Here is a 24785-nt window from a genome sequence, read left to right on the forward strand (position 1 = left end):
GGCGCCTAGCCGGAGGACAAGTTGTACGCCGGGAATGGCGGGATGAACCAGTCTCCGGCGGTGGCTGCATCATTGAGCGCACGCACCGTTTCCTGGACCGCGCGGCTGCGCAAGGCTTCTTCGCGTCCCACCAGCCAGTACTCGGACTGGTAGGTGAACTGGTCATGGAGCACCGGAACCATATTCGGGTAGTGCTCCGAGAGGAAAGTGGGGAGCAAGCCGATGCCTGCATGGTTCATGGTGGCCGCATATTGCACCGCGATGCTGGTGGAGGAAATCGCGCGGTGCATCGGCGGCAAGGCGGCGGTGGCCTCGTCGAGCTTGTCCACCGTCAGCGCGGTGTCGATGTAGTAGTTCAGGCTATGCACGGCCAGATCGGCAACCTGTGCCGGGGTGCCGTGGGCTTCCAGGTACTCGGCCGTGGCGTAGAGCCGCAGCTCGTAATCCAGGAGTTTCGTGGAGGCCGCCTTGCGGACGCTGGGTTCGCCAATGACAATCTCCAAATCCATGCCGGTCCGCGTCTGCCGTGCACGGGTGGTTTCCGAAACGATCTCGAAGACCAGTTGCGGATGCTTTAGCTGGAGCTTTGCCAGGGCCGGAGCCGCCAGGTGGGCGCTGAAGGCGTCGGGAGCGGCGACGCGCACATGGCCGGCCAATGCACCGGTCTCCTTCTGGGAGCCGATGGCTTCCACAGCCTGCTCGATGGCTTCCGCGCTTGACATGGCCCGGCGCCCCAGATCCGTCAGTTCCCAGCCGTTGGGAGAGCGCGTGAGCAGGTGGCCGCCCATGGCTTTTTGCAGTGCGTCGATGCGACGGGAAATCGTCGAGTGGTTCACCCCGAGAACATTCGCGGCGGCGGTGTAGCGGCCCAGGCGTGCAACGGTCAGCAGGGCAATGAGGGATTCGAGATGGCGGTAATCGATCTGACGGTCCATGGTCCACAGTCTGCCACGCCTCGTGTGCGCTAGCGCACACTAGGCCTGCGCAATTGGCGTGCCCAAGTGCATTGAGTCTGGCACGCCGCGCCCCCTACGCTGGCCTGACAAGGACAATACTCAAGGACGAGGGGTGTGCAGATGAGCACGTACGCATGGATTGGCCTGGGCAACATGGGCGGACCGATGACCGCGAATCTGGTGGCCGCAGGGCACACCGTGCGCGGCTACGACCTGGACGAGCAGGCCTGCGCCGCCGCGGCCGGCGGCGGAGTCCAGATAGCCGGATCGATCGCCGAAGCCATGGACCAGGCCGACGCCGTGTTCACCATGCTGCCCAAGGGAGCGCACGTGCGCGCGGTCTATGAGGGCGACGCCGGCATCTGGGCCAACGCCAGCAAGGACATGCTGCTGCTGGATTCCTCCACGGTGGACATCGAAACTTCCCGCTACATCCACGCGGGCTCCGCGCAGCGCGGACTGCACTTCGTCGATGCCCCAGTCTCCGGCGGCATCTCCGGAGCCGCGGCCGGGACCCTGGCCTTCATGCTCGGCGGGGCACCAGAACTGATGGAGCGGGCCACCGGATTCATCGCCCCGATGAGCGGGAAGACCATCGTCGCCGGGGGCCCCTCCATGGGCATTGCCGCCAAGATCTGCAACAACATGATGCTGTTCATCGACCTGATGGCCAGCGCCGAAGGCTCCCAGCTAGCCGAAGCCCTGGGCCTGGACCCGGAAGTCTTCTGGCAGATCGCCTCGGTCTCCTCGGGACGCTCCTGGGCGCAGCAGACCTGGTACCCGGTGCCGGGCATCATCGATACCGCCGCGGCGAACAACAATTTCGAGGCCACCTTCCGCACCGACTTGGCCCGCAAGGACATCGGGCTGGCCCTGGACGCGGGCGCAAGCACCGGGGTGCAGCTGCCGGCAGCCAGCTTGGCCCGCGAGCACTTCGACGAACTGATCGAGCAGGGACTGGGGGACAAGGACTGCTCGCTGATCGTGAAGAACCTGCTGCCAGAAGGTGGCGTGCGCGGGTGGAACCCGGAGTCGGCCCAGGCCAACCAGCCAACCGCGGGCTGAGTATGCGCCAGATCCATGCCGCGGTGCTTGAGCGCCGGGAGAACCAGCGGCCCTATGCCGAGCACCGGCCGCTGGCGATGCGCCAGCTGCAACTGGAAGAACCCGGGCCCGGCGAAGTGCTGGTGCGCATCACCGCGGCCGGACTGTGCCATTCGGACTTGTCGGTGATCGACGGGAACCGGCCTCGTCCGCTGCCGATGGTGCTGGGCCACGAGTCAGCAGGCATCGTCGAGCAGGTGGGTGATGGGGTGGATCTGGACATCGGCCAGCAGGTGATCTCGGTCTTCCTGCCCCGCTGCGAGCATTGCGAAGCGTGCGCCAAGGGCGGCAAGCTGCCGTGCAGCGCCGGCACCGCGTCCAACGGAGCAGGGACCCTGCTGACCGGCGCTCGCCGGTTGGCCCTCGATGGCCAGCCGGTCCATCACCACCTCGGCGTCTCGGCCTTTGCCGACTATGCGGTGATGGATGCGCGCAGCCTCATCCCGGTGGGCGCGGACGTTCCTGCTGAAGTGGCCGCGGTGCTGGGCTGCGCGGTGCTCACCGGCGGCGGTGCACTGCGCAATGCCGCCGGGGCAACCGGCGACCAGGATGTCGCCATCGTCGGCCTGGGCGGGGTAGGCATGGCCGCCTTGCTGGTGGCCGCGGGGCAAAGGAGCACCGGCAGGATCCTGGCCGTTGACGCCAATGAGGACAAGCTGGCCACCGCGCTGGCATTGGGCGCCGATGAAGCCTGCACGCCGCAGGCCCTGGGGCAGCGCACCGCCGAAATCGTGATCGAGGCCGCGGGGCATCCGCGTGCCTTCGAAACCGCCTTGCAGGCCACCGGCGTGGGCGGAACCCTGGTGACCGTGGGGCTTCCGGCTCCGGGCGCGATGAGTAGCATCGAGCCCCTGGGCCTGACCGCAGGAGCACGCACGATCATCGGCAGCTACATGGGTTCTGCTCTGCCGAAGAAGGATATTCCCTACTACGAGCAGCTCTGGCGCTCCGGCAAGCTCCCTGTGGAGAAACTCGTGGAAACCAGGCCGCTGGCCGAGGTCAACGACGCCCTGGATGCACTAGCCGAGGGACGGTCGGTGCGCCAAGTTCTGCTGCCCTGAAATCAGGGCAGAAGGCCAGTAGGATTGGTGGGTGACTGATTCCACTGCGGGGCCCCGTGCCCTGGCAACGCTGACTGACATCCGGGTATTCGATTACCTTTGCCAAGCCCCGGCGACCCGTACCCAGATCGCTGCGGATCTGGGGATCTCCAAGCCTACCGCATCGCAGGCGATCTCGCGCCTGCAGGAGAACGGGCTGGCCTCGGCCATCGAGCGGGACAACGAGCCCAAGCGCGGCCGCGTTCCCGAGCACTATGCGCTGGACAGCGGCTTCGGCCACCTGCTGGCACTGTGCCTGCAGGCAGAATTCCTGCAGGTCCGCGCCACCGACCTGGCCGGAAAGACGCTGGTGGACCGCTTCTACCCGCTGACGGCGCAAACCACCGCCGCGCAGGTAGAGCAAATGGGAGCCCGCGAGATCTCCCGCGTGGCCGCTGAGCTCGGCTCCCCATTGCTGGCCGGGGCCGTGAGCCAGTCAGCCCCGGTGCAGCGCGATGGCGGGCTGCGAGTCCTGGCCACCCCGATTTTCCCTTCCTCCGGGGCCAACCTTGCCGGCCAGTTCGCCGGCGGGGTTCCGGTGCTGCTGGATAACGACGTGAATTGGATGGCCCTGGCAGAAGCCGGGGAGCTGGCCGGTTCCTTGATGATGATCTACATCGGTTCCGGCCTGGGCGCAGGCCTGGTCATCGACGGTGCGCTGCACCGCGGCAAGCACGGCACCGCCGGCGAGCTGGAGACCCAGCTGGTAGGCACCGCGAACCTGCGCGATGCGCTCGGCGAGGCCGGGATGTTCCAGACCCGCGTGCTCTGGGAAAAACTGGCCGATGAACGGAACTGGCCAGCCTTCCTGTCTCCGTTCGGCCGCGTCCTGGCCAACCTGATCGGCTTCGTTGATCCGCAGCGAGTGGTGGCGATCGGCCCGGGGCTCACCCCGCAATTGTGCTCGGCGCTGGAAAGCGAACTGAACAGCCTGCTGCCCAAACCGGTTCATGTTCAGCTTTCCACCTTGGGAACCGAGGCCGCGGCACGCGGCGCTTTGGCCGGCGCCAGGGAGCTGGCCTTGGCCAACTTATGGGAAAACTACCGGGTACGTTGACCAAAGTGATCCAAGCTATATATTGTAAAGAGTCCTTAAAATTTTATTTGCTTCACCGGGGAGACCACTGATGGCACCATCTGACGCATCGGCATCCATGTCGCAGTTCGCTGCCATCGGCCTTGATCTGGGCGGCTCGTCGATCAAGTACGGATTGGTTGGAACCGACGGCAAGCTTGTTGAGAGCACCTTCAGCAAGGCAGCTACCCCTGAGGGCGCGCATCCGGATGCTGTCGCCCAGGTGATGGCGGGCATCGTTGCCGACCTGCAGGAGCTCACCGGCGACGAGCTGGCAGGAATCCCCGCTGGCGTCACCGTGCCTGGCATCGTCATCGACGGCGTCGTGCACTCGGCGGCCAATATCGACAAGGCCTGGATCGGCTTGGACGTCACCGCCACCTTCAGCGCGATCCTGGGCCGCGACGTCTTTGTGCTCAACGACGCGGATGCCGCCGGCGTGGCCGAGGTCTACGCGGGTGCCGGAGCCGAACATGGCAAGCCGGTCAAGGGCAGCACCTTGCTGCTGACCCTGGGCACGGGCATCGGCTCGGCCTTCTTCCGCGACGGCGTGCTCTTCCCGAATGTCGAATTCGGCCACCTCGAAATCGACGGATTCAATGCCGAGAGCAAGGCTGCCGCGCGAGTCATGCACGAGGAAAACCTCAGCTGGGAGCAGTACATCGCCCGCCTGCAACGCTACCTGTCCCACGTGGAATTCCTGTGCAGCCCGGATTTGATCATCATCGGCGGAGCGATCTCCGAAGACCACGAAAAGTTCCTGCCGCAGCTGGAACTGCGAGCCAAGATCGTGCCTGCCCAATTCAACAACGCCGCCGGGGTACTGGGCGCTGCGCACCGCGCGCTGAAACCCGGCAACTAGGAACCTATGCATACGATTGACCCGAAGGCCCAGATCAAGCTCGTCGCCGTTGACATGGACGGCACTTTCCTGGACGGCGAAGGCAAGATCCCCGAGGCATCGTGGGCTGTGATCGACAAGCTCCAGGCCCGCGGCATCAAGTTCGTGCCAGCTTCCGGGCGCCAGTTCGCGACCCTGCGCGAGCAGTTCGCCCCCTTGGGGGAGATCGCGATCATTGCCGAGAACGGGACCGTCGTGATGCACGGCGAGAACGAGATCTACTCCAACATCATCGACCCGCCATCGGTAGCCGCCGTCATCCAGGCCGTGCGCGGGCAAGCGGCGCTGGATGCCGGATTGGTGCTGTGCGGACGCCGCACCGCCTATGTGGAGCGCGCCGATGAGCAGTTCGCCAACGCCGTGGCCCCGTACTACCGCGCCGTGCAGGTGGTTGAAGACCTGGCCCAGGTCGAGGACGAGATCATCAAGATGGCCGTCAACGTCGGCACCGGCGCCGTGCAGGAAATGGCGGCAGCGCTGCAGGTGCCGCTGCAGGTGGTGATCTCCGGCAGCCACTGGGTGGATGCCATGAACCATGGCGTGCACAAGGGACTGGCCCTGGCAGCCTTGCAGGACAAGCTGGGAATCAGCGCGGATGAAACGGCAGTTTTCGGCGACTACCCCAATGATCTGGAAATGATCAAGGCCGCCACCTACTCCTTCGCCATGGCCAATGCGCATCCGGTGGTGGCAGAAGCCGCGAACTTCACCGCGCCTTCCAACCTCGAGCACGGTGTGCTGCAGGTGCTCGGCGCCTACCTCGATGGGCGTACCCGGCTCTAGCCAAACCGGCAAGAACATTCCGAAGGCCCGGGCGGAAGGAGTGTTCCTCCACCCGGGCCTTGGCATGCCGCCGGCGGCGCGATCGACTTGGGAACCGGAGTCCGCTACCTGGCCAGGTAATGCCCCAGGCCCGCCAGCGCGGCGCGAACCCCTGTTGCCAGGGAAAGCTCGTAATCAGGCAGGAAATACGGCGAGTGGTTCACCGGTGGCGCCTCGTCACGGGGCAGGAACCCGCCGAAGAACCAGTAGACGTACGGCACCGAAATCTCATCTCCCAGAGCCCCGAAATCCTCGGATCCCATGGCAGCGGGCAGGTCGACAACTTTGCCTTCCCCGAGTTCCCGGCTCAAAGCCTCCTTGACCTGCTCGGTGTGGCCCGGATCATTGTGCAGCTTGGGGAAGGAATTCAGCGTTTCGATCTCAGGTGCCGGAGCATTCGACGCGGCGGCTTCGGCGCTCACTATGCGTGAGACCCCATCCAGGATTTGGGTGCGGGTCTGCTCATCGAAGGTCCTGATGTTCAAGGTGAATTCGGCGCGATCCGGGATGATGTTCTCCTTCAACCCGGCGTGGAACGAGCCGCAGGTGAGCACCGCAGGAGTCTGAGGGTGCAATTCCCGCGAAACCAGGCTCTGCAGGCGCGTGATCGTGTGCGCGCCCTGGACGATCGGGTCGATGGAGTCTTGCGGCTGTGAGCCGTGGGACTGCTTGCCGTGCAGCGTCACCTTCAGCGAATCAGCCATTGCCATGGCGGGGCCGCTGGTCAGGCCCACCGAGCCCGCGGCGAAAGGAAAGACATGCTGGCCGAGGATGACCGAGGGTACCGGGGCCTTGTCCCACAGTCCGTCTTCGAGCATGGCCCTGGCACCAGCGCTGGTTTCCTCGCCGGGCTGGAAAATCCACACGATGGTTCCGTTCCACGCCCCCGTCTGCTCGGCGAGCCGGGCAGCGGCGGTCAGCGCCGCGGTGACATGGGTGTCGTGACCGCATCCGTGCATGACCGGGACGTCAGTGCCATCGGCCAGCTGGCCGCGAGCTTCCGAAGCATAACTGGCTCCGGTATCTTCCGCGATGGGCAGGCCATCGGTATCGGCGCGGAACCCTACCACAGGCCCCTCGCCATTGCGTTGGATGCCGACGACGCCGGTACCGCCGCAGACGAAGTTCTCGATTCCCATGGTGTCGAGTTGCTTGCCGATATAAGCGGCGGTCGCGCGTTCCTGCATTGACAGTTCGGGATTGGCATGCAGGTGGCGATACATTTCGTGCATAAGCTCGGCTTGCTCGCCAGTCAGGACGGTTTGCAATGCGCCAGCGGGTTGGGTATTCAAAGTGACTCCTTTAGTCAGCAACGGGCGTGTGGACTGCTTTGCGATCGCGCACGATCCACGAAACGATGATGGAGAAGAGCACAACCAGGGCTGTGCCGAACAGGGCCAAGGATGGAACCAGCGGGATGACCACGAAATACATGGTCAGCGACAGCACGATGGCAACTATGGTCGGGCGAACCTGCTTCATGGCGACGATGGCCTGGACAAGTACCGCTCCCATCAGGGAGGACAAGATGTAGATTCGGGCTACCTCGATCATGTCGTTTGGAATGATCGAGACCAGCCAGGACCCGAAGATCCCCACGAAGACCAGCAGGCTGGTCAGTTGGACGGTGGCCGCGCCGCCGATGGCCATCACCGAGGCCAGATCGCCGCGCCTGGTGCCGGGCTTGGCGTTGATCGCGGACTGGGCCACGATGGCGGCAGGCAGCAGCTTGTTGGAGATATTGCCGATCATGAAGGCCTGGTACATAGCTGCCGAACCCAGGATCGGGAAATAAGTCAGTGGTTCGACAAACCAGAAAATTCCGAAGGTGGCCGCAACGGCGGCGAAGGCGACCCAGATCATCGAAGGGCTGATGTCGAGGTCCGTGAAGAATACGAGGTAGATCGGGCCGAGCAGCGAGAGGATCAAGCCGGCTGTCATGGTCAGTGAACCGTAGCGTGTGGTCTGCTGCTCGAAGCGGGCCATCGAGGCGTCCGCAGTGGTCATTGCTGGTGAGCTCATGGGTTCTGTCCTTTCTAATTCGCTATGCGGTGTGCATCAGGTAGCCGGCGGTGATCGAGATCAGGATCGCGAATCCCAAGGCCCATTCCTTGAGCCATTTGGCTTGGAGCACTTTGGCCAAGAAGAGGAACAAAGCCATGGAGGCTGCCGAGATCAGCACCAGCGTCATGTGGATGCTGGACTTGGGAATTTCGGCGATGGTCAGCATGCTGAACGCTCCGAGCAGGGCTGCGGTGGGGATCAGGGCCATGGCCGCTGGGTTGCGCTTGGCCAAGGACTTGCCGCCGCGTTTCAGGACCGGGGTCAGCAGCAAGGTGCAGAGCATCCACATGCCTCCCGATAGGCTCATGGCCATGAAGGCCACGGCGAAAACTTGTTGGGTGTAGGTATCCCCGCCGAGCATCGAGCCCATGGATTGGGCTGCCAAGTTGGCGCTGGCCGTTTCCGTGGAGGCCGAGCCGATCAGCCCGATGCGGACAAGAACGGCTGGCGTTCCGAACAGAGCCAGTAATGCGATGGCGACCAGCACCACCGAGAGGGATGGCCCGATCGAGGCGACGGCACCGGCACGGAAGGCTTCCTTGACTTCGCGGACGGGCATATCGACATGGGGTGCTGCGGCCTTGGCAGCACGGACATAGAGAATGGTCTGGACGAAGATCACGGCGAAGACGCCCAGAGCGCAGAACCACAGGAAAGGGCTGTTGGCGACGGCCCAGATGTCAGTTGAAACTGGATCGCCGGCTGCAAGGGGGAAATGCATCGGAACTCCTTCGATATTCACCAGCATGATGTGATGCCGGTCTCATTGAATTCAAGGTTCCTCCTATTGGAGGCCTTCGGCAAGGAATGTCGGAATTAGCCATATTTATGGCGAGATCCCCCAAAATGGCGAGTTTTCTTGAGGAGTATTCCATTTGCGGTCAACGTAGGCGGAAGATTGTGACACATATCGCAATGCAGTCATCCTTTAGAAAGGCACGGCCATGAACGAGATCCAGCAATTGAGCGCCACGGAGCTCACGGCAAAGATCCGCAAGCGCGAGTTGTCGGCGCGTGAGGCCTTGGAGAGCCATATCCAGGCAATCGATGAAGTTAACGCCCAAATCAACGCCGTGGTCATCACGGATTTCGAACGCGCGCGAATCCTCGCTGCTAAGGCCGATGAAGCCACGGCGGGAAACGAGCCGACTGGAGTGCTCCACGGTCTGCCGATGACGCACAAGGACACGTTCAACACCGCCGGCTTGCTGTCCACCCAGGGGTCGCTGGCATTAAAGGACAACGTCCCAGAGCAGGACGACTTGCAGATCGCCCGACTGGCAGCAGCAGGCGCGATCAGGACGGGGAAGACCAATGTCCCGGAATTCGGAGCCGGATCGCATACCTTCAATGAATTGTTCGGCACCACGACGAATCCCTATGCGGTGGATCGATCGGCCGGAGGCTCCTCAGGCGGCGTAGCCGCCGCGGTCGCCGCTAGGATCCAGCCGCTCGGTGACGGCTCAGACATGGGCGGTTCGCTGCGCATTCCGGCCAGTTTCTGCAATGTCATTGGTTTCCGGCCCTCCTACGGGGTCATCCCGCTGGAGGCGGAATCCAATGCCTACTCCTGGCTGGCCCGTTCGGGACCGATCGCACGCACGGTGGAGGATATCGCGCTGTTCATGCGAGCCAGCGCAGGTGACGACAGGCTTCCGACCCCGAACAAGCTCTCAGCCAGCGATTTCGGCACTCCCGAACCAGAATTGCGCGGAGTCCGCATCGGCTATAGCTTCGATTTCGGGATCGGTGTTCCGATCGAGCGCGAGGTCGTAGAGGTATTGCATCGCCAACTCTCGGTTTTCGAGGCCGCTGGCGCAATTGTCGAAGAGGCGTGCATTGACTTTACCGATGCCGACGAAGTCTTCGGCAACACCAGGGCCTTCGATTTCGCCACTAATCTTGGCGGACTAGTGCGGAGCCACGGCTCGCTGATCAAGCCCGAGGTCCTCTGGAATGTCAAGAAGGGGACGGACCTCGACGGAGAAGCCATGATTTCGACGATGGCGGCCCGAACCCGGCTGGAACGAGCAGTTCAGCGCTACTTCTCGCGCTACGATCTGTTCCTCTCCCCGGCAACCCAGGTCTTGCCCTTCGACGCAGCGCAGCGCTGGCCTGAGCAAATCGCTGGAACCCGCGCCGAGACCTATCTGGACTGGATGCGATCTGCCTGCCTGCTCTCGGCCACGAGCCTGCCGGTCATCGCCATGCCAGGAGGCTTCACCGAGTCCGGGCTTCCGGTGGGATGGCAGCTGGCGGCGAATCACTACAAGGACGCCCAGCTGCTCAATTGGGCTGCCGGCTACGAGGAGCAGAACCGCTTCGCGGACGTGATGCCGGTTCTGGCCACTGATCCGCAGTCGGTGGCCGTCAATGCAGTCAAGACCGCCAGCGCCTGATACCGGAATTCTAGAGAGGCAAATATGAACAAGGAACAGCACAGCACCGGACCGCTGTCCGGGTACACCGTCATCGACTTGTCGCGGGCCTTGGCTGGACCGCATGCCACGATGATGCTTGGCGATCTGGGAGCCCGAGTAATCAAGGTGGAAAATATCCAGGGCGGCGATGACACCCGAGGCTGGGGTCCGCCCTTCGTCGGGCCGGAGGAGGACCGCCAATCGACCTATTTCCTCTCGTGCAACCGCAACAAGGAATCCATTGCCCTGGATCTGAAGAGCCCCGACGGAATCCAGACCCTGCGCAGCCTGCTGACGCAGGCCGATGTCCTGGTAGAGAATTTCCGCCCCGGAGTGTTGGACCGGCTCGGCTTCGACGATGCAGCCCTGCAGATGATTAACGGAAAGCTCGTGACCCTCTCGATTTCCGGCTTCGGCCATGACGGCCCTGAAGCCTGGCGCAGCGGATACGACCAGATTCTGCAGGGCGAGGCCGGGCTGATGTCGCTGACCGGTTCCGGACCGGAGGACCCGCAGAAAGTCGGCGTTCCCATCGGAGACCTGCTGGCCGGGATGTACGGATCCTACGGCGTGCTGGCGGCCCTGCTGGAACGCGAGCGCACGGGCAGAGGCCAGCATGTGCGCACCTCGCTGCTCGCATCGATCATCGGAGTGCATGCCTTTCAGGGCACCCGCAGCACGGTTGCAGGACAGGTTCCGCGCGCCCAGGGCAACCACCATCCATCCATCGCGCCCTATGGACTGTTCCGCAGCGCCGATGGCTTTGTGCAAATTAGCGTGGGCAGCCCGAAGCTCTGGGATTCACTGGTGGCGGCATTCCAGCTGCCAACCGAGGGGTTCGAAACCAATGAGCATCGCGTCGAACGGCGTGACGAGCTCATCGAAGCCATCGAAGAAAAGTTCATGCGCCACGGTACCAGCCAGCTGCTGGAAATGCTCGGTGAAGCCGGCGTCCCTGCCGGCATCGTCAGAACCCTGGATGAGGTGTACGAATGGGACCAGGTGCGCTCGCAAGGCCTGGCATTGAATGTCCAGCACCCGTTGCTAGGGGAGCTGACCCTCCCAGGCGCGCCGCTGCGGTTCTTCGAGGGCGGCAAGGAAGTCACCCGGACCGGGCACTCCGCTCCGCCACTGCTTAACCAAGACGAGCAGCGGATCCGGGAATGGCTCAAGACCCGCGCGCAGCAGGCGGTGCGTTGAGCATGGTGCAGGAGAAAATCGAGCACATCAGTGCACAGCACATGATCGACCAGGTGCTCGATGCGGGCAGCTACGAGAGCTGGGATGAGCCGGCGGATTATTCATTTGCCGATGACGCCTACCGGACCCAGCTGGAAGAAGCGGCGCGTCGTTCGGGGGCCGACGAAGCTGTGCTAACCGGCTCCGGCACAATCAATGGCCGGGAAGTGGCCGTCGTCCTCTCCGAATTCGGATTCCTGGCCGGATCAATAGGCCAGGGCACCTCCCGCAGGATTGCTTCGGCATTCGAAAAAGCCGCCGCATTAGGACTGCCGGTACTGGCTTCCCCGGCCTCGGGCGGAACCCGGATGCAGGAGGGAACCCCTGCGTTCGTGTCGATGGTGCACATCACGGCCGCGGTTAGGGCGCATTCTGCTGCCGGGTTGCCATACCTGGTGTACCTGCGGCATCCCACCACCGGAGGGGTCATGGCGTCGTGGGGATCCACCGGGCACATCACCATCGCCCAGCCCGGTGCCCTGCTGGGATTCCTTGGTCCGCGCGTGTACGAGACCATCTACGGCAAACCCTTCCCGCAGGGAGTGCAAGTCTCCGAGAATCTCCAGAAGCACGGCCTGATCGACGCCGTGGTCCCGGTCCATGAGCTGGGCGGGCTGGTCAACCGGGTGCTGGCAATCATCGCCCCGGGAGATCCGATCGACTCGATTGCCGGCTACCCCTTGGCAGATGACCGGAGACTCACCGAATCCCAGGTGTGGGATGCCATACTCGCCACGCGCAAATCCCGACGCCCCTCGGTGCGCCACGTCATCAAGTACGCCGCCAGCGATGCGTTGCAGCTTTCCGGGAGCGCCGAAGGGGAAAGCGATCCGCGTATGTACCTGGCGCTCGCGCGCTTCGGGGGCCAGCCGGCGGTGGTCATCGGCCAGGACCGGTCGCGGATAGACCACTCCGAAAACCTCGATCCGCTGGGGCCTGCCTTCCTGCGCGAAGCCCGGAGGGGGGCGCTGCTGGCACAGAATCTGGGCATAGCGATGCTCACCGTGATCGACACCGAAGGAGCGGCGCTGAGCCGTGAGGCCGAGGAAGGCGGCATGGCCGGGCAGATTGCCCGCTCGCTGAGCACCTTGGTGGGCATTGGCGTTCCGAGCGTTTCGCTGCTGCTGGGCCAGGGCACCGGAGGCGGCGCACTGGCCTTGCTGCCGGCTGATATCTCCATAGCCGCAGCAAACTCCTGGCTCTCCCCGTTGCCGCCGGAGGGAGCCAGCGCGATCATGTACCGGGACACGGAGCACGCCGCACCGTTGGCTTATGCCCAGAAAACCGATGCATACTCGCTGCGACGTGCGGGGATAGTACAGGTGATCGTCCCCGAGGAGTATGATGTGACCACCGCTCCGAAGCGCTTCTCGCTGGAAGTCGGAGCGGCAGTGTCCACGGCGCTTGCGCAGCTTGCGGCGACAGATGCCGCGCAGCTGCCTGGCCGGCGCGCGCTGAAGTATGCATCGATTGGCCGGCCGAAAACGGCCAACCAGGAGGTGCGGGACGCCGCTGGATGACTAGAACAGAGGAACGGATGATCGAGCTGAGCACGGTGCAACGCCGCATCATTGCCGCCCTCCAAGTGGACGGGCGAGCCACCTGGCGGAAGATAGCTGCCGTGCTTGACCTGCCTGAACGCTCGGTCGCCCGCCATGGCGCGTGGCTGCTGGAGAATGGGCTGGTTACGGTTGCGGCGATCCGCCACCGCGAGCATTCGCTGCTGATCGCGTGCACTTGCGCCCCGGGCACCGGGCGGATTGCCAGTGAATCCTTGTCTTCCCGGCCGGATACCAGCTTTTCCTACCAGGTCACTGGCCGGGAGGATCTCGTCGTGGAAATGCACTACAACGGAGATGTGACCGAAGTGCTCTCGCTGGAACTGCCTGCTACGCCGGGGGTCTCGTCGATTGTCGTGTATCCGGTGTTGAAGTACTTCAAGACGATCCGCGGGTGGCGCCTGGGATCCTTGAAGCCCGCAGAAGAGCTTGCCTTGCAAAAGGACCCGGATGTCACGAGCTGGCGCATCCAGCCGAACCTCAACTCCAAGGACGAGCAGATCATCGATGCTTTGCACGATGACGGCAGAGCCAGCTTCGAGTCGATTGCCCGCCGGGTGGCGATGAGCGAGACCTCTGTTGCGCGGCGGATCGATTGGCTCCTATCCACCGGGCAGATCGCCATTCGCGCCCTGGTTGAGCCCCTGGCCGTGGGGTTGCCGGTCGAGGCATTGCTCTGGGTTTCGACGACGCCATCCCAAGTCGAAAAATTGGGCCAGCGACTCGCCACCCGACCGGAAGTTCGCTATGCAGCGGCCGTGGCCGGGGATTGCCAGTTGGTGGTCGACGTGACGGTGGCCAACCAGGCCGAGCTCTATGACTTCATTTCCCACAGCGCCTGGGGGAACTCGATGCTGCAAGTTAAGGCCTCTCTGGTGGTTAGCGCCCGCAAACGCGGTGGGCGGCTGATCAGTAGCTGAACCAGATCAGGAAACCGCGTCGTGCAGCACCAGAATTCAACTGGAGTCCAACTCGTCTTTGGCCGCTGTTCGCCGCTGGGCCCAGGAAGGTGAACGGCAGGTGAACACTTCGCCGTAAGGCGATAATAATGCGTAATATCGCCTCAAGGGTTCGGAACCGCTTCGGAAGTGGCATAGTCTCACGATACCGAGCGGCATGGCTTCGCTCGCGCTGTTAACAACCAGTTAACGCTGCAGGGGTGAAAGGAATACCGGCAACCGTGAGCAAGAGGTTGACCTACGGGACGAACCAGGGAACGGCTACGCCTGAAAGCGCGTGGCGCAAACGCAAGGACGCGTGGGAGCACTTGGGCTATGTGCTCAGCGAGATCTCTTCTGAATACCAGGAGGAAGACCGCCGCACGGAGCATGAGCTGGAAGCCGGCCGGTTGCTGGGGCTGCTGGCAGCCATAGAACCGTACTGGGCGAATCCCGGCATCGAATACTTCAACGAGGTTTCCCGGCTCATGTCCGGCGGGCAGTACGAAGATGCGATGAAGCTGGTCTACCAGGCGAACCAGACCTTCAGGACGCTGACCCAGTACATTGACCTTGAAGGCCATGACGAGGCGGAACAGGATCCATCCCAGCTGGGCAACGGTGCACCTGGCAACGCCAGGGTGCAGGCCCCGATGGTGGAAATCCTGTTGGTGGATAATGGCCCGGCGGAGGAGATCGAGCTTTTCAAGGAAGAAATCGCCGAACAGCGCCAGCGCACCGATCCGTTCCACTACAACTTCGTGGTGGTGCCCAGCGTGGAAGACGCCCTGGCCGCGATCCTGATCAATCCTGGCATCCAGTCCGTCGTGCTGACCGCCCGCTTTGATGTGCGCACGCGTCGCCGGCTCTCCTCGACGCTCAAGAATTTCATAGCCCGGCGGATGGAAGGCTACTTCCAATCCACCAGGCAGATCCAGGGCCTGCTGGACCTGGAAAATATCCTCGATGAACTGCGCCCCGAAGTCCCGGTGTACCTGATCGCCGGGGTCGCCCTGGAATCCATTGCCCACGAGATCACCGGGCGTTTCCGCCGGATCTTCTCGCGCAATGACCGGATGGACCTGCACCTGTCGATTGTCTCGGAAGTGCTCGAACGCTACCAGACCCCGTTCTTCAACGCCCTGCAGAAGTACGCCAAGCGGCCTGGCGGGGTCTTCCACGCCATGCCGATTTCCCGCGCAGGTTCGGTGCAGAACTCTCCCTGGGCCAGGGACCTGGTGGACTTCTATGGCAAGAACCTGCTGCTGGCCGAAACCTCGGCCACCTCCGGCGGGCTCGATTCCCTCTTGGACCCGCAAAGCTCCATCAAGAAGGCCCACGAGCTGGCGGCCCGGGCTTTTGGCAGCCACCGCACCTACTTCGTCACCAATGGCACTTCGACCGCCAACAAGATCGTGCACCAGTCGATTCTCTCCCCGGGGGACATCGTGCTGGTGGACCGCAATTGCCACAAGTCCCACCACTACTCGCTGGTGCTCGCCGGGGCGAACGTGAGCTACCTGGAGGCCTACCCGCTCAACGAGCATTCGATGTACGGGGCGGTGCCGCTGGAGGAGATCAAGGGACGGCTGTTGCAGCTGCGCCGCGAGGGCCTGCTGCACAAGGTCAAGATGCTCACCTTGACCAACTGCACCTTCGACGGGATCATCTACGACCCGCGCCGGGTGATGGAAGAATGCCTGGCCATCAAGCCGGATCTGGTGTTCCTCTGGGACGAGGCCTGGTTCGCCTTCGCAGGATTCCACCCGGTGTACCGCCAGCGCACCGCCATGACCGTGGCGGCCGTGCTGGAAAAGCAGCTGGAAACCGCGGATTACCACCAGCGCTACGCCGCGCAGCGTGCGGCCCTTCCAGCACCGGGCACCATGGAGCACCCGGAGAATGACCAGGCCTGGCTGGAGACCCGGTTGATTCCGGATCCGGAGCAGGTCCGCTTGCGGGTGTACTCCACCCAGTCCACGCATAAGACCCTGACCTCCTTGCGCCAGGGCTCGATGATCCACATCTACGACCAGGACTTCGCGGTGCGCAACCTCAACGCCTTCCGCGAGGCCTACATGACCCACACCTCCACCTCGCCGAACTACCAGATCCTCGCCTCGCTGGATATCGGCCGGCGCCAGGCCGAGCTGGAAGGCTATGCGCTGGTGCAGCGCCAGGTCGATTTGGCGCAGTCGATTTCGCGGGCCATGGCGCGCAACGAGCTGCTGGGCAAGTATTTCAAGATCCTGCATTCGACGGACCTGATCCCGCAGAAGTACCGCCAGTCCACCACGCAGAACCCGGTGCGCGACGGGCTGGCAGCCTGGGACGAAGCCTGGGCGGAAGACGAGTTCGTGGTCGACCCCTCGCGCCTGACCCTGGACATCAGCCGCACCGGCGTAGACGGGGACACCTTCAAGCACGAGTACCTGATGGATGGGCATTCGATCCAGGTCAACAAGACCAGCCGCACCTCGGTGCTGCTGATGACCAATATCGGCACCACCCGTTCGGCCGTGGCGCACCTGATCGAGGTGCTGGTGAAGATCTCCGAGGAACTGGACCGCAAACGTCGCCTGGATGGGAGAGTGCTGGCACTGGGCAAGAAGCCTGCGGCCGAACAGATTCCCTTGCCGGATTTCAGCGCCTTCGCTCCTGAATTCGCAGGAGGCGGCGGAAGCGGGGACATGCGCTCGGCCTACTACCTGACCTACCAGGACCCGGCGACGCATTTCCTGTCCTCCGCGCAGATCCGCACCCAGCTGGTGAACGGAGAACGCGTCGTGTCGGCGGTATTCGTCACCCCGTACCCGCCGGGATTCCCGGTGCTGGTCCCCGGCCAGGTCATTACCCTGTGCATTCTGGATTACATGGACCGGCTCGATACCAGAGAGATCCACGGCTACCACCAGGACCTGGGCTACCAGGTGTTCACCTGCGAAGCCCTGGAACAGATCGCGGCGCAGCAGCCCTGAGCGCGAAGAGCGGCTTGCCTTGAACGCAGCTTGCGGACCCACCCGGCATCCCCGGGTGGGTTCCGGCTTCCGCGGCGAAGAACGCTGCACGCAAGAATAGCTGCCAGCACGGCAAAGGCCCTGATTCGCGCACCGAATGCGCAAATCAGGGCCTGAATCGTAAGCAGCCCTAAGGCTGTATTTTCCGTCCGGCCAGATGCGCCGAGATCGCCTCGAACGCACGAATGGTCGGGAACAGCTTGGAAGCATCCTGCGGCAGCGGCCAGCTGGAAAGCTTGACCGCGACCAGCTTGGTCGCCGGATCCATATAGATCATCTGGCCATGGATGCCCAGGGCCACCGCGGCCCCGGTGGCAGGGTTCGGGAACCAGATCTGGTTCCGGTAGTGCCCGCCGGGCATCATGTTGTCGCCCGGGGACTGGGCGAACGCCTGGACCAGTGCGGGATCGGTGGCGAAGGTGTCGGCGATCCATGCCTCGGAGAGAACCTGTTTGCCGGTCAGCGCACGCCCGCCATTGACATAGAGATGGCCGAAACGCGCCAAATCGCGCAGGCAGGCGTTGAATCCGCCGTCGAACATTCCGGTGCCGAATTGGTCAACGCCCATCACCAGATCCTGCTGGGCACCGAGCTTGGACCAGACATAATCCGAAAGTAGTTCCTGCAGCGGGGCGCCGCCGGCGGCTTCCAGCACCCAGCCCAGGGCGTCGGTCTCGCAGGAACGGTATTCGAAGACCCCGCCGTGCGGTCCCTTGGCCTGCAGGGTCAGCAAGAACTCGTACATCCCGATAGGCCCGATGCCGCCACGCGACGGGGCCCAGCCGATGGCCTCCTCCAGCTGGCGCACCTCGGCATTGGGATCCAGATACTCTTCGGAGAATTTGATCCCGGAGCGCATATCCAGCAGGTCGCGCACCCGGGCGCCGGCATAGCCGCTGCGTTCCAACGCCGGCACGTAGGTGGCTACCGCCTGCTCGGTATCAAGCATTCCGGCGTCCACCAGCGCCCCGGCCAGGGAACCCACCAGGGTCTTGCTGACCGACATCAGCAGATGATCGGTCAGCGACGTCATGGTGTTGTAGTACTTCTCCCAGAGGATCCGTCCATTGTGCATGACCAGCACGGCGTCGGTATTGGTCGCGTGCATTACCCCGCGCACGGTCAGCGCCGGGTCGGTAATGCTCGCCTTGGCCACTTCCAGTTTGCCCAGCTTCTCCTCGGCCAGGTGCAGCCTGACGATCGGGCCATCGCCGCGCGAGACCTTCACGGTGGGATGGATCCTGGCGATGTTCTGGAATGAGCGCTTGATGTTCTGCGGGTACTGCCAGGTGGCGATGTTCAGCGTCTTGCTGGGAGGACCTGCCAAGTTGGCCGCCATGTGCCCGGCGGCATCAGTCGCTTCAGTTGCCATGCTCTGATGGCGGAACGTCAATTCCCTTGTATTGGGATCGGATGCAGGAGATGAAGTGCTTGGCATCGATGCTGAGCTTGGTCTTCTTCTTGCCTTCGTACTGCAGCTTGGCCTTGGTGACCAGGACCCCAAGATCGGCTCCCTTCCATCGGTAATCCTCTACGCCGTAGATGCGCAGGAAGAATGCTTCCTTGTGGGTCTGCAGCTGGTGCCAGTCCAATGCGGAACGGGAAAATTGCAGCTTGCCGCGCGAGTCGAGGTAATAGTTTCCGGTGCGTGGGGCATGGGTGATGTACTGCAGGATGTCATCGGTTTCCTTGATGATCATGTGGCTCCAGACATCAGCCCCGCTCATCTCTTCCCAGCGGGCATTGATCTCGTCAACGTCCAGCTCGAATTCCACATCAAGGAATTCAAGCAGGTGGAAGAGGAACAGCGGCACGTCGGCATAGGCTCCGGCGGTGACGTTGGTGATGGCGCTGGCCCCGGAGATGCGCGGATTCAGTTCGCCCAGGTACACCTCGTCGGTGTCGGTGTCCACCAGCACGTCCACTTCGAAGAAGCCGCGGTAGCCGGTGTCCTTCAGGCCGTTGCCCACCTTGCGGACCAGATCGATGGCGCGCGAACGCTGCGAGTCGGTGACCACATCAGGGTGCATCTCATTGCCGCACCAGCCGCCCTTGTACGGAGTCAATTCCTTGTAGCCAGCCAGTTCGGTCAGGATCGGCCCCACCACGGTGCCGCATTCGGTCAGCACGGCCTCAACGGCTACCGGCTGGTTGTTGATGCGCTTCATGATCTTGAGCTGTTCGCCGATGATGTTCTTGGCATGCGCCTTGAACTGCGCCTTCGAGTCGATGAAGAAGGTCGTCTTGCCCGAATCCCCGTAGGGGGTCTGGACCACCAGGTCCTTGCCCAAGCCGGCCTCCTCGGCCAGTTCCATGAGCTCGTCGTAGTTATCGGCGGTGCCCAGCACGTTGGGCACCGATGGTGCGCCGGCGGCATTGCCCAGCTTGGTGGTAACGATCTTCGAGTCCAGTTCGGTGCGCAAGGCGGCCGAGGGCAGGATCAGATCGTAGCCCAGTTCCTCGCAGATTGATTCGGTTTCCTCGTCGAAGAAGACCATCGCGATCTTCGGCCGGGGACCGCCCGGGGTGCACTGGGAATCGATGTATTCGCGGACCTCGGAGTTCTCCAGCAGCCAGTTGTTGATCTCTTCGGCGCTCTGGAAATCGACATAGGGCTTCTCGGCGGGGGTGAAGACCCGCGGGTGGTGGCCGTCCCAGCCGTCGTAGTAGGTGATGTAGCTGAATTTGCGGACCCATCGGTCAAGGCCCAGCAGATTGACCGGGGTGGCGCCGAGGAAGAAGATCGGAGTGGTATTGGTGCGGAAGAAATGGCGAACTTCGCTCATGTTCTTCAGCTTGCGGTCCATGCGCAGGACCTTGGCCGGGAGATTCGCGGGTTCGGACTCGTTGTAGGCCGCGTCGACGGCGACGTTAGCGCTGAGCTGATCGGTAACAACGCGCGCCTTGTGGCGCAGCTTGTCCAGATCGCTGGGTTTGGGCATGCGGTGGCGAGAAGCCGGGGCGTGGGCTTCAAGAATGTTGGCCATGATGTGGAGATGTCCTTTGAAACTGTCCGAAGAAGGGCGGTTGCACGGCACAATGCGTGACAGTTTCATGCTCAGCGCTCATCGTAAGCACCGGCACACGTTCTGCTTAACGCGTGGTGAACATTGAGCCCGCCCCCGCCGATGCGGCCTGTGACTTGGCATGCAACGGCAGGTTCGGGCTCAAAGCTAGGTAAAGGTTACTCCTTATTGCGGTAACTGGCGGCTGCTAGCCAGACACCGTCGATGCGAAATCCAGCTGCTGGAATTCGAATCCGGCCTGCTGCAGGACTTCGCTGGTGACCTTGCGGCCGGTCAACGCGACCCGGGCATTGGATCCCATGACCGCGGCGCCGATCTTGGGCAGCACCGACCCGGTGGGCAGGCCAGGCAACCCCGCGATGGATCGCAAGGCGGCCATGACCTCGGCATTGCGCAGCGGCTTCGGGCTGGCGGCATGCACCAGGCCGGCAGGGATGGAAGGCTCTTCGAATCCGAGCAGGCAGCGGATCAAGCGCAGCCAGTCTTCCAGCCCGATCCAGCTGAACCACTGCTTGCCGTCCCCCAGCGGACCGCCCATGCCGGTATTCACCAGCAGGTTCAGCGGGCCAAGCAGGGGAGCGTCGGGGTGCATCACCAGCGAGGTGCGCAAGAGATAGCGCTGCTCGGCGTTGACCGCGGCCTCGGCGAAGGCCTGCTCCCATGCCGAAGCGACCCCGGTCATTTCCGGCAGGGCGCGCTGGTCGCTGGGCACAGGGCTGGACTCGGTCAGCTCTTCCTCGCCGGCGTCGCCGAAGATGGCGGTGGTGCTGGCCTGGATCCAGGTGGCCAGCTGGGGCACCGAGGCTGCGGCTTCGGCCAGGGTCTTGGTGGAGGCCACGCGCGAGTCGGTGAGCGCTGCGATGTTCTCCGGGGTGTTGCGCTTATCGACGCGCTCGCCGGCCAGATTGACCAGGTGCACAGGATTCTTGCTGGACAGCGCGCGGGCCCAGGGCCCCTGGTGCACGCCATCCCAGCTGTACTGCTCGGCAGGGAAATCATTTTCCGGGTTGCGGGTCAGCACCGATACGGAAATGCCGCGGCAGACCAGATCGGCGACGAGGTTGCGGCCAAGGAATCCGCGACCGCCGGAGATTACCACATGGGCATCGCGTTTGCGGTGCGCACCCGGGGCGATGATCCGGTACAGGCGGGCCGCCGCAATGGCGAAGTCCTTGCACAGGGCGTTGGCCACGGTGAATTTGAAAGCGGTGGTGCCCGGGCCGTTGAGCTCAGCGGTGAAGTGCAGCACGGATCCGTGCTCATGGGGCTCTACCTGCCAGCGCAAGACCATTTCACCGGCCGGCTGCGGCTGGGTGAACTCCACCATGAGGGTGTCCTGGTTGCGCCGGGTGATGGAGCCCGAAGGCGCGGTGCTGCGGTGCAACGGGCCGAAGAACTTGCCCGGCGGCAACAGATCCACCTTGGTGCCCACGCCGCGCTGGTCGTCATGCACGATGAAGCCGTCGAAGCTCTTCATCCACTGGCCGGTCTGCGACAGGTTGCCCACGATCGAATAGACGGCCTGCGGGTCAGCGGCCAGGAACTGCGACTCGGTGCGCTGCCAGTGCGTGAATTTACTCGTGGTGCTCATCTTGGAATAGTTCCTTCCAGCTCGGTTTCTCGGGCATAGCTCTAGGCTACTGTGCCCGGTGCACTTCGGCAGGATAGACATCGAAGCCTGCCTGAACTGTTACACCAGGGTCCTGGAACGGGAAAAGCTCCCTTGGTCCATGCGGACCAAGGGAGCTTCGGATCGGGGCGTTGGCTAGGCAGTAACCTTGGCGCCGACTTCCTGTTCCATTTCGGTGAACTCGCCATCGATGGTCGGGTTCGGGCGGTAGGTTGCCCGGGAAACCAGCCATGCGACAACCAGTGCGGCGAGGAAGCCCGGGACGATCTCGTACATGGCCGAGGCCAGCACGTCCACGTTGCCCCAGATGAACACCACGACGGCGCCGGTGACCATGCCGGCGAAACCGCCCACGGCGGTCAGCTTGCGCCAGTACAGGGCCAGCAGGACAACAGGGCCGAAGGCGGCACCGAAGCCTGCCCACGCGAAGGAGACCAGCTCAAGGATGGAGGAGTTCGGGTTCAGCGCCAGCAGGGCGGCGACGACGGCCACCAGCAGTACGCCGGAGCGGCCCAGCATGACCAGGGCCTTGGGCGAAGCCTTGCGGCCGGTGATGTTGTACAGGTCCTCCACCAGTGCCGAGGAGCAGACGATCAGCTGCGAGGACATGGTGGACATGATGGCCGCCAGCACAGCGGCGAGCACCAGGCCGGCGATCAGCGGGTGGAAGAAGATCTGGCTCAGCAGCAGGAAGACAGTTTCGCTGCTGGCCTTGTCCAGCGGCTGATCGGCGAAGTACGCGACGCCGATGAACGCGGTGGCGATGGCGCCCAGGGTGGTCAGGAACATCCAGCCAATGCCGATGCGCCGTGCGGTCTTCGCTTCGCCCGGGGTGCGCAGCGCCATGAAGCGCACGATGATGTGCGGCTGGCCGAAGTAGCCCAGGCCCCACGCTGCGGTGGAGAAGATGGCCACGGCGGCCAGGATCGCGCTGTTGTCGCTGAAGGAGGAGAACAGGTTGAACGCTTCGGGATTGACTTCGGTGACCTTCGAGGTAATGTCCCCGATGCTGCCGATCTGGATGACTGCCACAATCGGCACGGCAATCAGCGCGGCGAACATCAGCAAGCCCTGGACCATGTCGGTCAGGGACGCCCCGAGGAAGCCGCCGAACAGGGTGTAGAGCAGGGTGATTCCTGCCACGAAGAACATGCCCGCAAGGTACTGCCAGCCGAAGGAAGCCTCGAAGAACTTGCCTGCAGCCACCATTCCGGAGGATACGTAGAAGGTGAAGAACACCAGGATGATCACCGATGCGCCGATGCGCAGCAGGTGGCTGTTGTCCTTCAGGCGCTTTTCGAAGAAGCTCGGGATGGTGATGGCGTTCTGCGAGATCGCGGTGTAGGAACGCAGCCGCGGAGCGACGAACTTCCAGTTCAGCCACGCGCCGATGAGCAGGCCGATGCCGATCCATGCTTCGTGCAGGCCGCCGAGGTAGATGGCGCCGGGCAGGCCCATGAGCAGCCAGCCGGACATGTCGGATGCGCCTGCGGACAGGGCTGCGACCCACGGCTTCAGGCCGCGGTCGGCCAGCATGTAATCGTCAATGTTGTTGGTGCGGCGATATGCAATATAGCCGATGCCAAGCATGGCGGCCATGTAAATTGCGATCGCAATCATCTGGAAAGTCTGGTCGGACATTTTTCCTCATTACCGTTTGTGCCTGGGGCTTTTCTCAGCCGCCATAGGCGCGGATTTCTGTGGTGCGAGTCACCACTATGGCACTAATTCTCCGGTTTGTCGCCGGGTGCCATTTGGTCTGTGATCATTCTGTTATCTAGTCGACCGTATCGAAGTCTGCAGGGGTAGCCAAAATCGCGGAGTTGCTTGCATCACTCATTCCGGGCTGCGCGTGCAGCGATTTGCGCACCGCGCGGATGGCCGGGGACTGGGTGGAGGAATGCCGCATGGCGGTGAAGATGGTGCGCTCCGGAGAGCCGGGAAGATCCACCGTGCGCAGGCTGCTGCGCTGGTCGCGCAGGACCAGCTCTGGGAGCATCGCCACGGCGTTGCCCGAAGCGACTAACTGCACGTGAGCCTGCAAATCAGCGGTTTCGTAGCGCAGGTCCGGCTCGAACCCTGCAAGCCGGCAAGCCTGCAGGGCCCAGTGCCGGCTGGCGGCACCCGCGGGTTCCACCACCCAGGGCAGTGAGTTGGCATGCTCCAAGGTGTGCACCCGGTCGAATTCTGCATTTCCGGCCGCGCCTCGTGCCGGCAAGGCCAGGCGGATCGGATCGTGAGTCAGAACACGCCGATCGAGGTTGTCGTAGTGCGGCGCGGAATGTCCCGAGTACTGCTCCGCGACCACCAAATCGAAACTTCGGCTGCTGGTTTCATTCAGCGCGTCGGCTGGTTCCTGCTGGCTCATTTCCACCCGCAGATTGGGGTGCCTGGTGCGCAGTTCGCGCAGTACCGGCGGCATGAGCCGGAGCATGGCCGTCTGGAAAACCGCTAGCCGGACGGTTCCGGACACCGTGGACATGGCCGCGGACAGGTCCGCTTCGGCGCGTTCCATGGAATCGAGCAGCTCTTCGGTGTGGGCCACCAGGATCTGGGCCTGCGGGGTGAGCTTGAGGGTGCGACCGGTGCGCCGCAGCAGCTCCACCCCGGTTTCGGTTTCCAGCTGGCTCAGCTGCTGCGACACGGATGAGGGGGAGTAGCTCAGCGCGTCGGCCACCTCGGCAATGGTTCCGCGGATATGCAATTCGCGAAGCAAGCGCAATCTTCTCAGTTCAAGCACGGTTTTCCCGCCATTCAGTTAATGGGGACTCACGGAGTCCAAATACTTCGGCAAAACCGAACGAACATCTTCGGCTTTGTTCACTTTTGCTTAAGACAATATAGGTTCATACTCGATCTTGCACACAGCTTTTCCTAGCGGCCCTCTGGCAGCAGCAGGCCGCCGGATTAGCCACAACGACATCAGCGTTCGGT

Annotated in this window: 19 protein-coding genes; 10 read left to right on the forward strand and 9 right to left on the reverse strand. The window is 63.3% G+C overall.

What is annotated here, in order from left to right; genetic code table 11:
• Window positions 1-5 precede the first annotated feature (5 nt).
• Window positions 6-935, reverse strand: coding sequence for a LysR family transcriptional regulator (locus AC1Z36_RS06430; protein WP_483561845.1), 930 nt, complete (start codon window positions 933-935; stop codon window positions 6-8).
• Between the two features lie 141 nt (window positions 936-1076).
• On the opposite strand from AC1Z36_RS06430, the gene mmsB reads away from it, so the two are divergent.
• From mmsB to AC1Z36_RS06455, 5 genes are all read left to right on the forward strand, one after another.
• On the forward strand, window positions 1077-2021 hold the full coding sequence (gene mmsB, locus AC1Z36_RS06435) for a 3-hydroxyisobutyrate dehydrogenase (RefSeq protein ID WP_483561846.1): 945 nt from the start codon (window positions 1077-1079) through the stop codon (window positions 2019-2021).
• A 2-nt stretch (window positions 2022-2023) separates the two neighbouring features.
• Window positions 2024-3121, forward strand: a complete 1098-nt coding sequence (locus AC1Z36_RS06440) for an alcohol dehydrogenase catalytic domain-containing protein (protein WP_426736223.1) — start codon at window positions 2024-2026, stop codon at window positions 3119-3121.
• Between the two features lie 31 nt (window positions 3122-3152).
• Window positions 3153-4217: an ROK family transcriptional regulator gene (locus tag AC1Z36_RS06445; RefSeq protein ID WP_332499328.1), complete on the forward strand. Its 1065-nt coding sequence runs from the start codon at window positions 3153-3155 to the stop codon at window positions 4215-4217.
• Between the two features lie 70 nt (window positions 4218-4287).
• Window positions 4288-5097 (forward strand): polyphosphate--glucose phosphotransferase, encoded by an 810-nt coding sequence (ppgK, locus tag AC1Z36_RS06450; RefSeq protein ID WP_426733607.1) that lies wholly within the window; start codon window positions 4288-4290, stop codon window positions 5095-5097.
• Window positions 5098-5103: 6 nt separating this feature from the next.
• Window positions 5104-5919 (forward strand): Cof-type HAD-IIB family hydrolase, encoded by an 816-nt coding sequence (locus AC1Z36_RS06455; RefSeq protein ID WP_133834900.1) that lies wholly within the window; start codon window positions 5104-5106, stop codon window positions 5917-5919.
• A gap of 104 nt (window positions 5920-6023) precedes the next feature.
• Here AC1Z36_RS06455 and AC1Z36_RS06460 read toward each other — a convergent pair whose 3' ends face one another.
• The 3 genes from AC1Z36_RS06460 to AC1Z36_RS06470 all read right to left on the reverse strand — a co-directional run bounded on the left by AC1Z36_RS06460 (window position 6024) and on the right by AC1Z36_RS06470 (window position 8743).
• Window positions 6024-7190 carry an amidohydrolase gene (locus AC1Z36_RS06460; RefSeq protein ID WP_105658906.1) on the reverse strand — a complete coding sequence of 389 codons (1167 nt, stop codon included), beginning with the start codon at window positions 7188-7190 and terminating at the stop codon, window positions 6024-6026.
• A gap of 70 nt (window positions 7191-7260) precedes the next feature.
• Entirely contained in the window at window positions 7261-7980 is a 720-nt protein-coding gene (locus AC1Z36_RS06465; protein WP_483561847.1) for a hypothetical protein, read from the reverse strand.
• 22 nt (window positions 7981-8002) lie between these two features.
• Window positions 8003-8743 carry a DUF5058 family protein gene (locus AC1Z36_RS06470; protein ID WP_105658905.1) on the reverse strand — a complete coding sequence of 247 codons (741 nt, stop codon included), beginning with the start codon at window positions 8741-8743 and terminating at the stop codon, window positions 8003-8005.
• 223 nt (window positions 8744-8966) lie between these two features.
• On the opposite strand from AC1Z36_RS06470, the gene AC1Z36_RS06475 reads away from it, so the two are divergent.
• The 5 genes from AC1Z36_RS06475 (at window position 8967) to AC1Z36_RS06495 (ending at window position 17156) form a co-directional block, all read left to right on the forward strand.
• Window positions 8967-10421 (forward strand): amidase, encoded by a 1455-nt coding sequence (locus tag AC1Z36_RS06475; protein WP_332488025.1) that lies wholly within the window; start codon window positions 8967-8969, stop codon window positions 10419-10421.
• 24 nt (window positions 10422-10445) lie between these two features.
• Complete coding sequence (locus tag AC1Z36_RS06480; RefSeq protein WP_133834897.1) at window positions 10446-11642, forward strand: CaiB/BaiF CoA transferase family protein; 1197 nt, start codon at window positions 10446-10448, stop codon at window positions 11640-11642.
• On the forward strand, window positions 11606-13201 hold the full coding sequence (locus tag AC1Z36_RS06485) for a carboxyl transferase domain-containing protein (protein ID WP_388025270.1): 1596 nt from the start codon (window positions 11606-11608) through the stop codon (window positions 13199-13201). The genes AC1Z36_RS06480 and AC1Z36_RS06485 overlap by 37 nt, the downstream gene beginning before the upstream one ends.
• Window positions 13198-14160, forward strand: coding sequence for an Lrp/AsnC family transcriptional regulator (locus tag AC1Z36_RS06490; protein ID WP_286134385.1), 963 nt, complete (start codon window positions 13198-13200; stop codon window positions 14158-14160). Before AC1Z36_RS06485 ends, AC1Z36_RS06490 begins: the two co-directional genes overlap by 4 nt.
• A 260-nt stretch (window positions 14161-14420) precedes the next feature.
• Window positions 14421-17156 (forward strand): aminotransferase class I/II-fold pyridoxal phosphate-dependent enzyme, encoded by a 2736-nt coding sequence (locus tag AC1Z36_RS06495; protein ID WP_483561848.1) that lies wholly within the window; start codon window positions 14421-14423, stop codon window positions 17154-17156.
• 169 nt (window positions 17157-17325) lie between these two features.
• Here the strand turns inward: AC1Z36_RS06495 and AC1Z36_RS06500 are convergent, their stop codons facing one another.
• The 5 genes from AC1Z36_RS06500 to AC1Z36_RS06520 form a co-directional block, all read right to left on the reverse strand.
• Entirely contained in the window at window positions 17326-18567 is a 1242-nt protein-coding gene (locus AC1Z36_RS06500) for a serine hydrolase domain-containing protein (protein WP_332488017.1), read from the reverse strand.
• On the reverse strand, window positions 18557-20182 hold the full coding sequence (locus AC1Z36_RS06505) for a biotin carboxylase (RefSeq protein WP_332488015.1): 1626 nt from the start codon (window positions 20180-20182) through the stop codon (window positions 18557-18559). The genes AC1Z36_RS06500 and AC1Z36_RS06505 overlap by 11 nt, the downstream gene beginning before the upstream one ends.
• Before the next feature lie 226 nt (window positions 20183-20408).
• Window positions 20409-21812 carry an NAD-dependent epimerase/dehydratase family protein gene (locus AC1Z36_RS06510; protein WP_332594925.1) on the reverse strand — a complete coding sequence of 468 codons (1404 nt, stop codon included), beginning with the start codon at window positions 21810-21812 and terminating at the stop codon, window positions 20409-20411.
• A 174-nt stretch (window positions 21813-21986) separates the two neighbouring features.
• Window positions 21987-23492, reverse strand: coding sequence for a sodium/proline symporter PutP (putP, locus tag AC1Z36_RS06515; protein ID WP_105658877.1), 1506 nt, complete (start codon window positions 23490-23492; stop codon window positions 21987-21989).
• Between the two features lie 136 nt (window positions 23493-23628).
• The gene (locus tag AC1Z36_RS06520) at window positions 23629-24591 is read right to left on the reverse strand and encodes a LysR family transcriptional regulator (protein ID WP_133834891.1); all 963 of its coding nucleotides are present in this window, start codon (window positions 24589-24591) and stop codon (window positions 23629-23631) included.
• Between the last annotated feature and the right edge of the window lie 194 nt (window positions 24592-24785).

It is taken from the genome of Glutamicibacter sp. BS14, assembly GCF_056934375.1.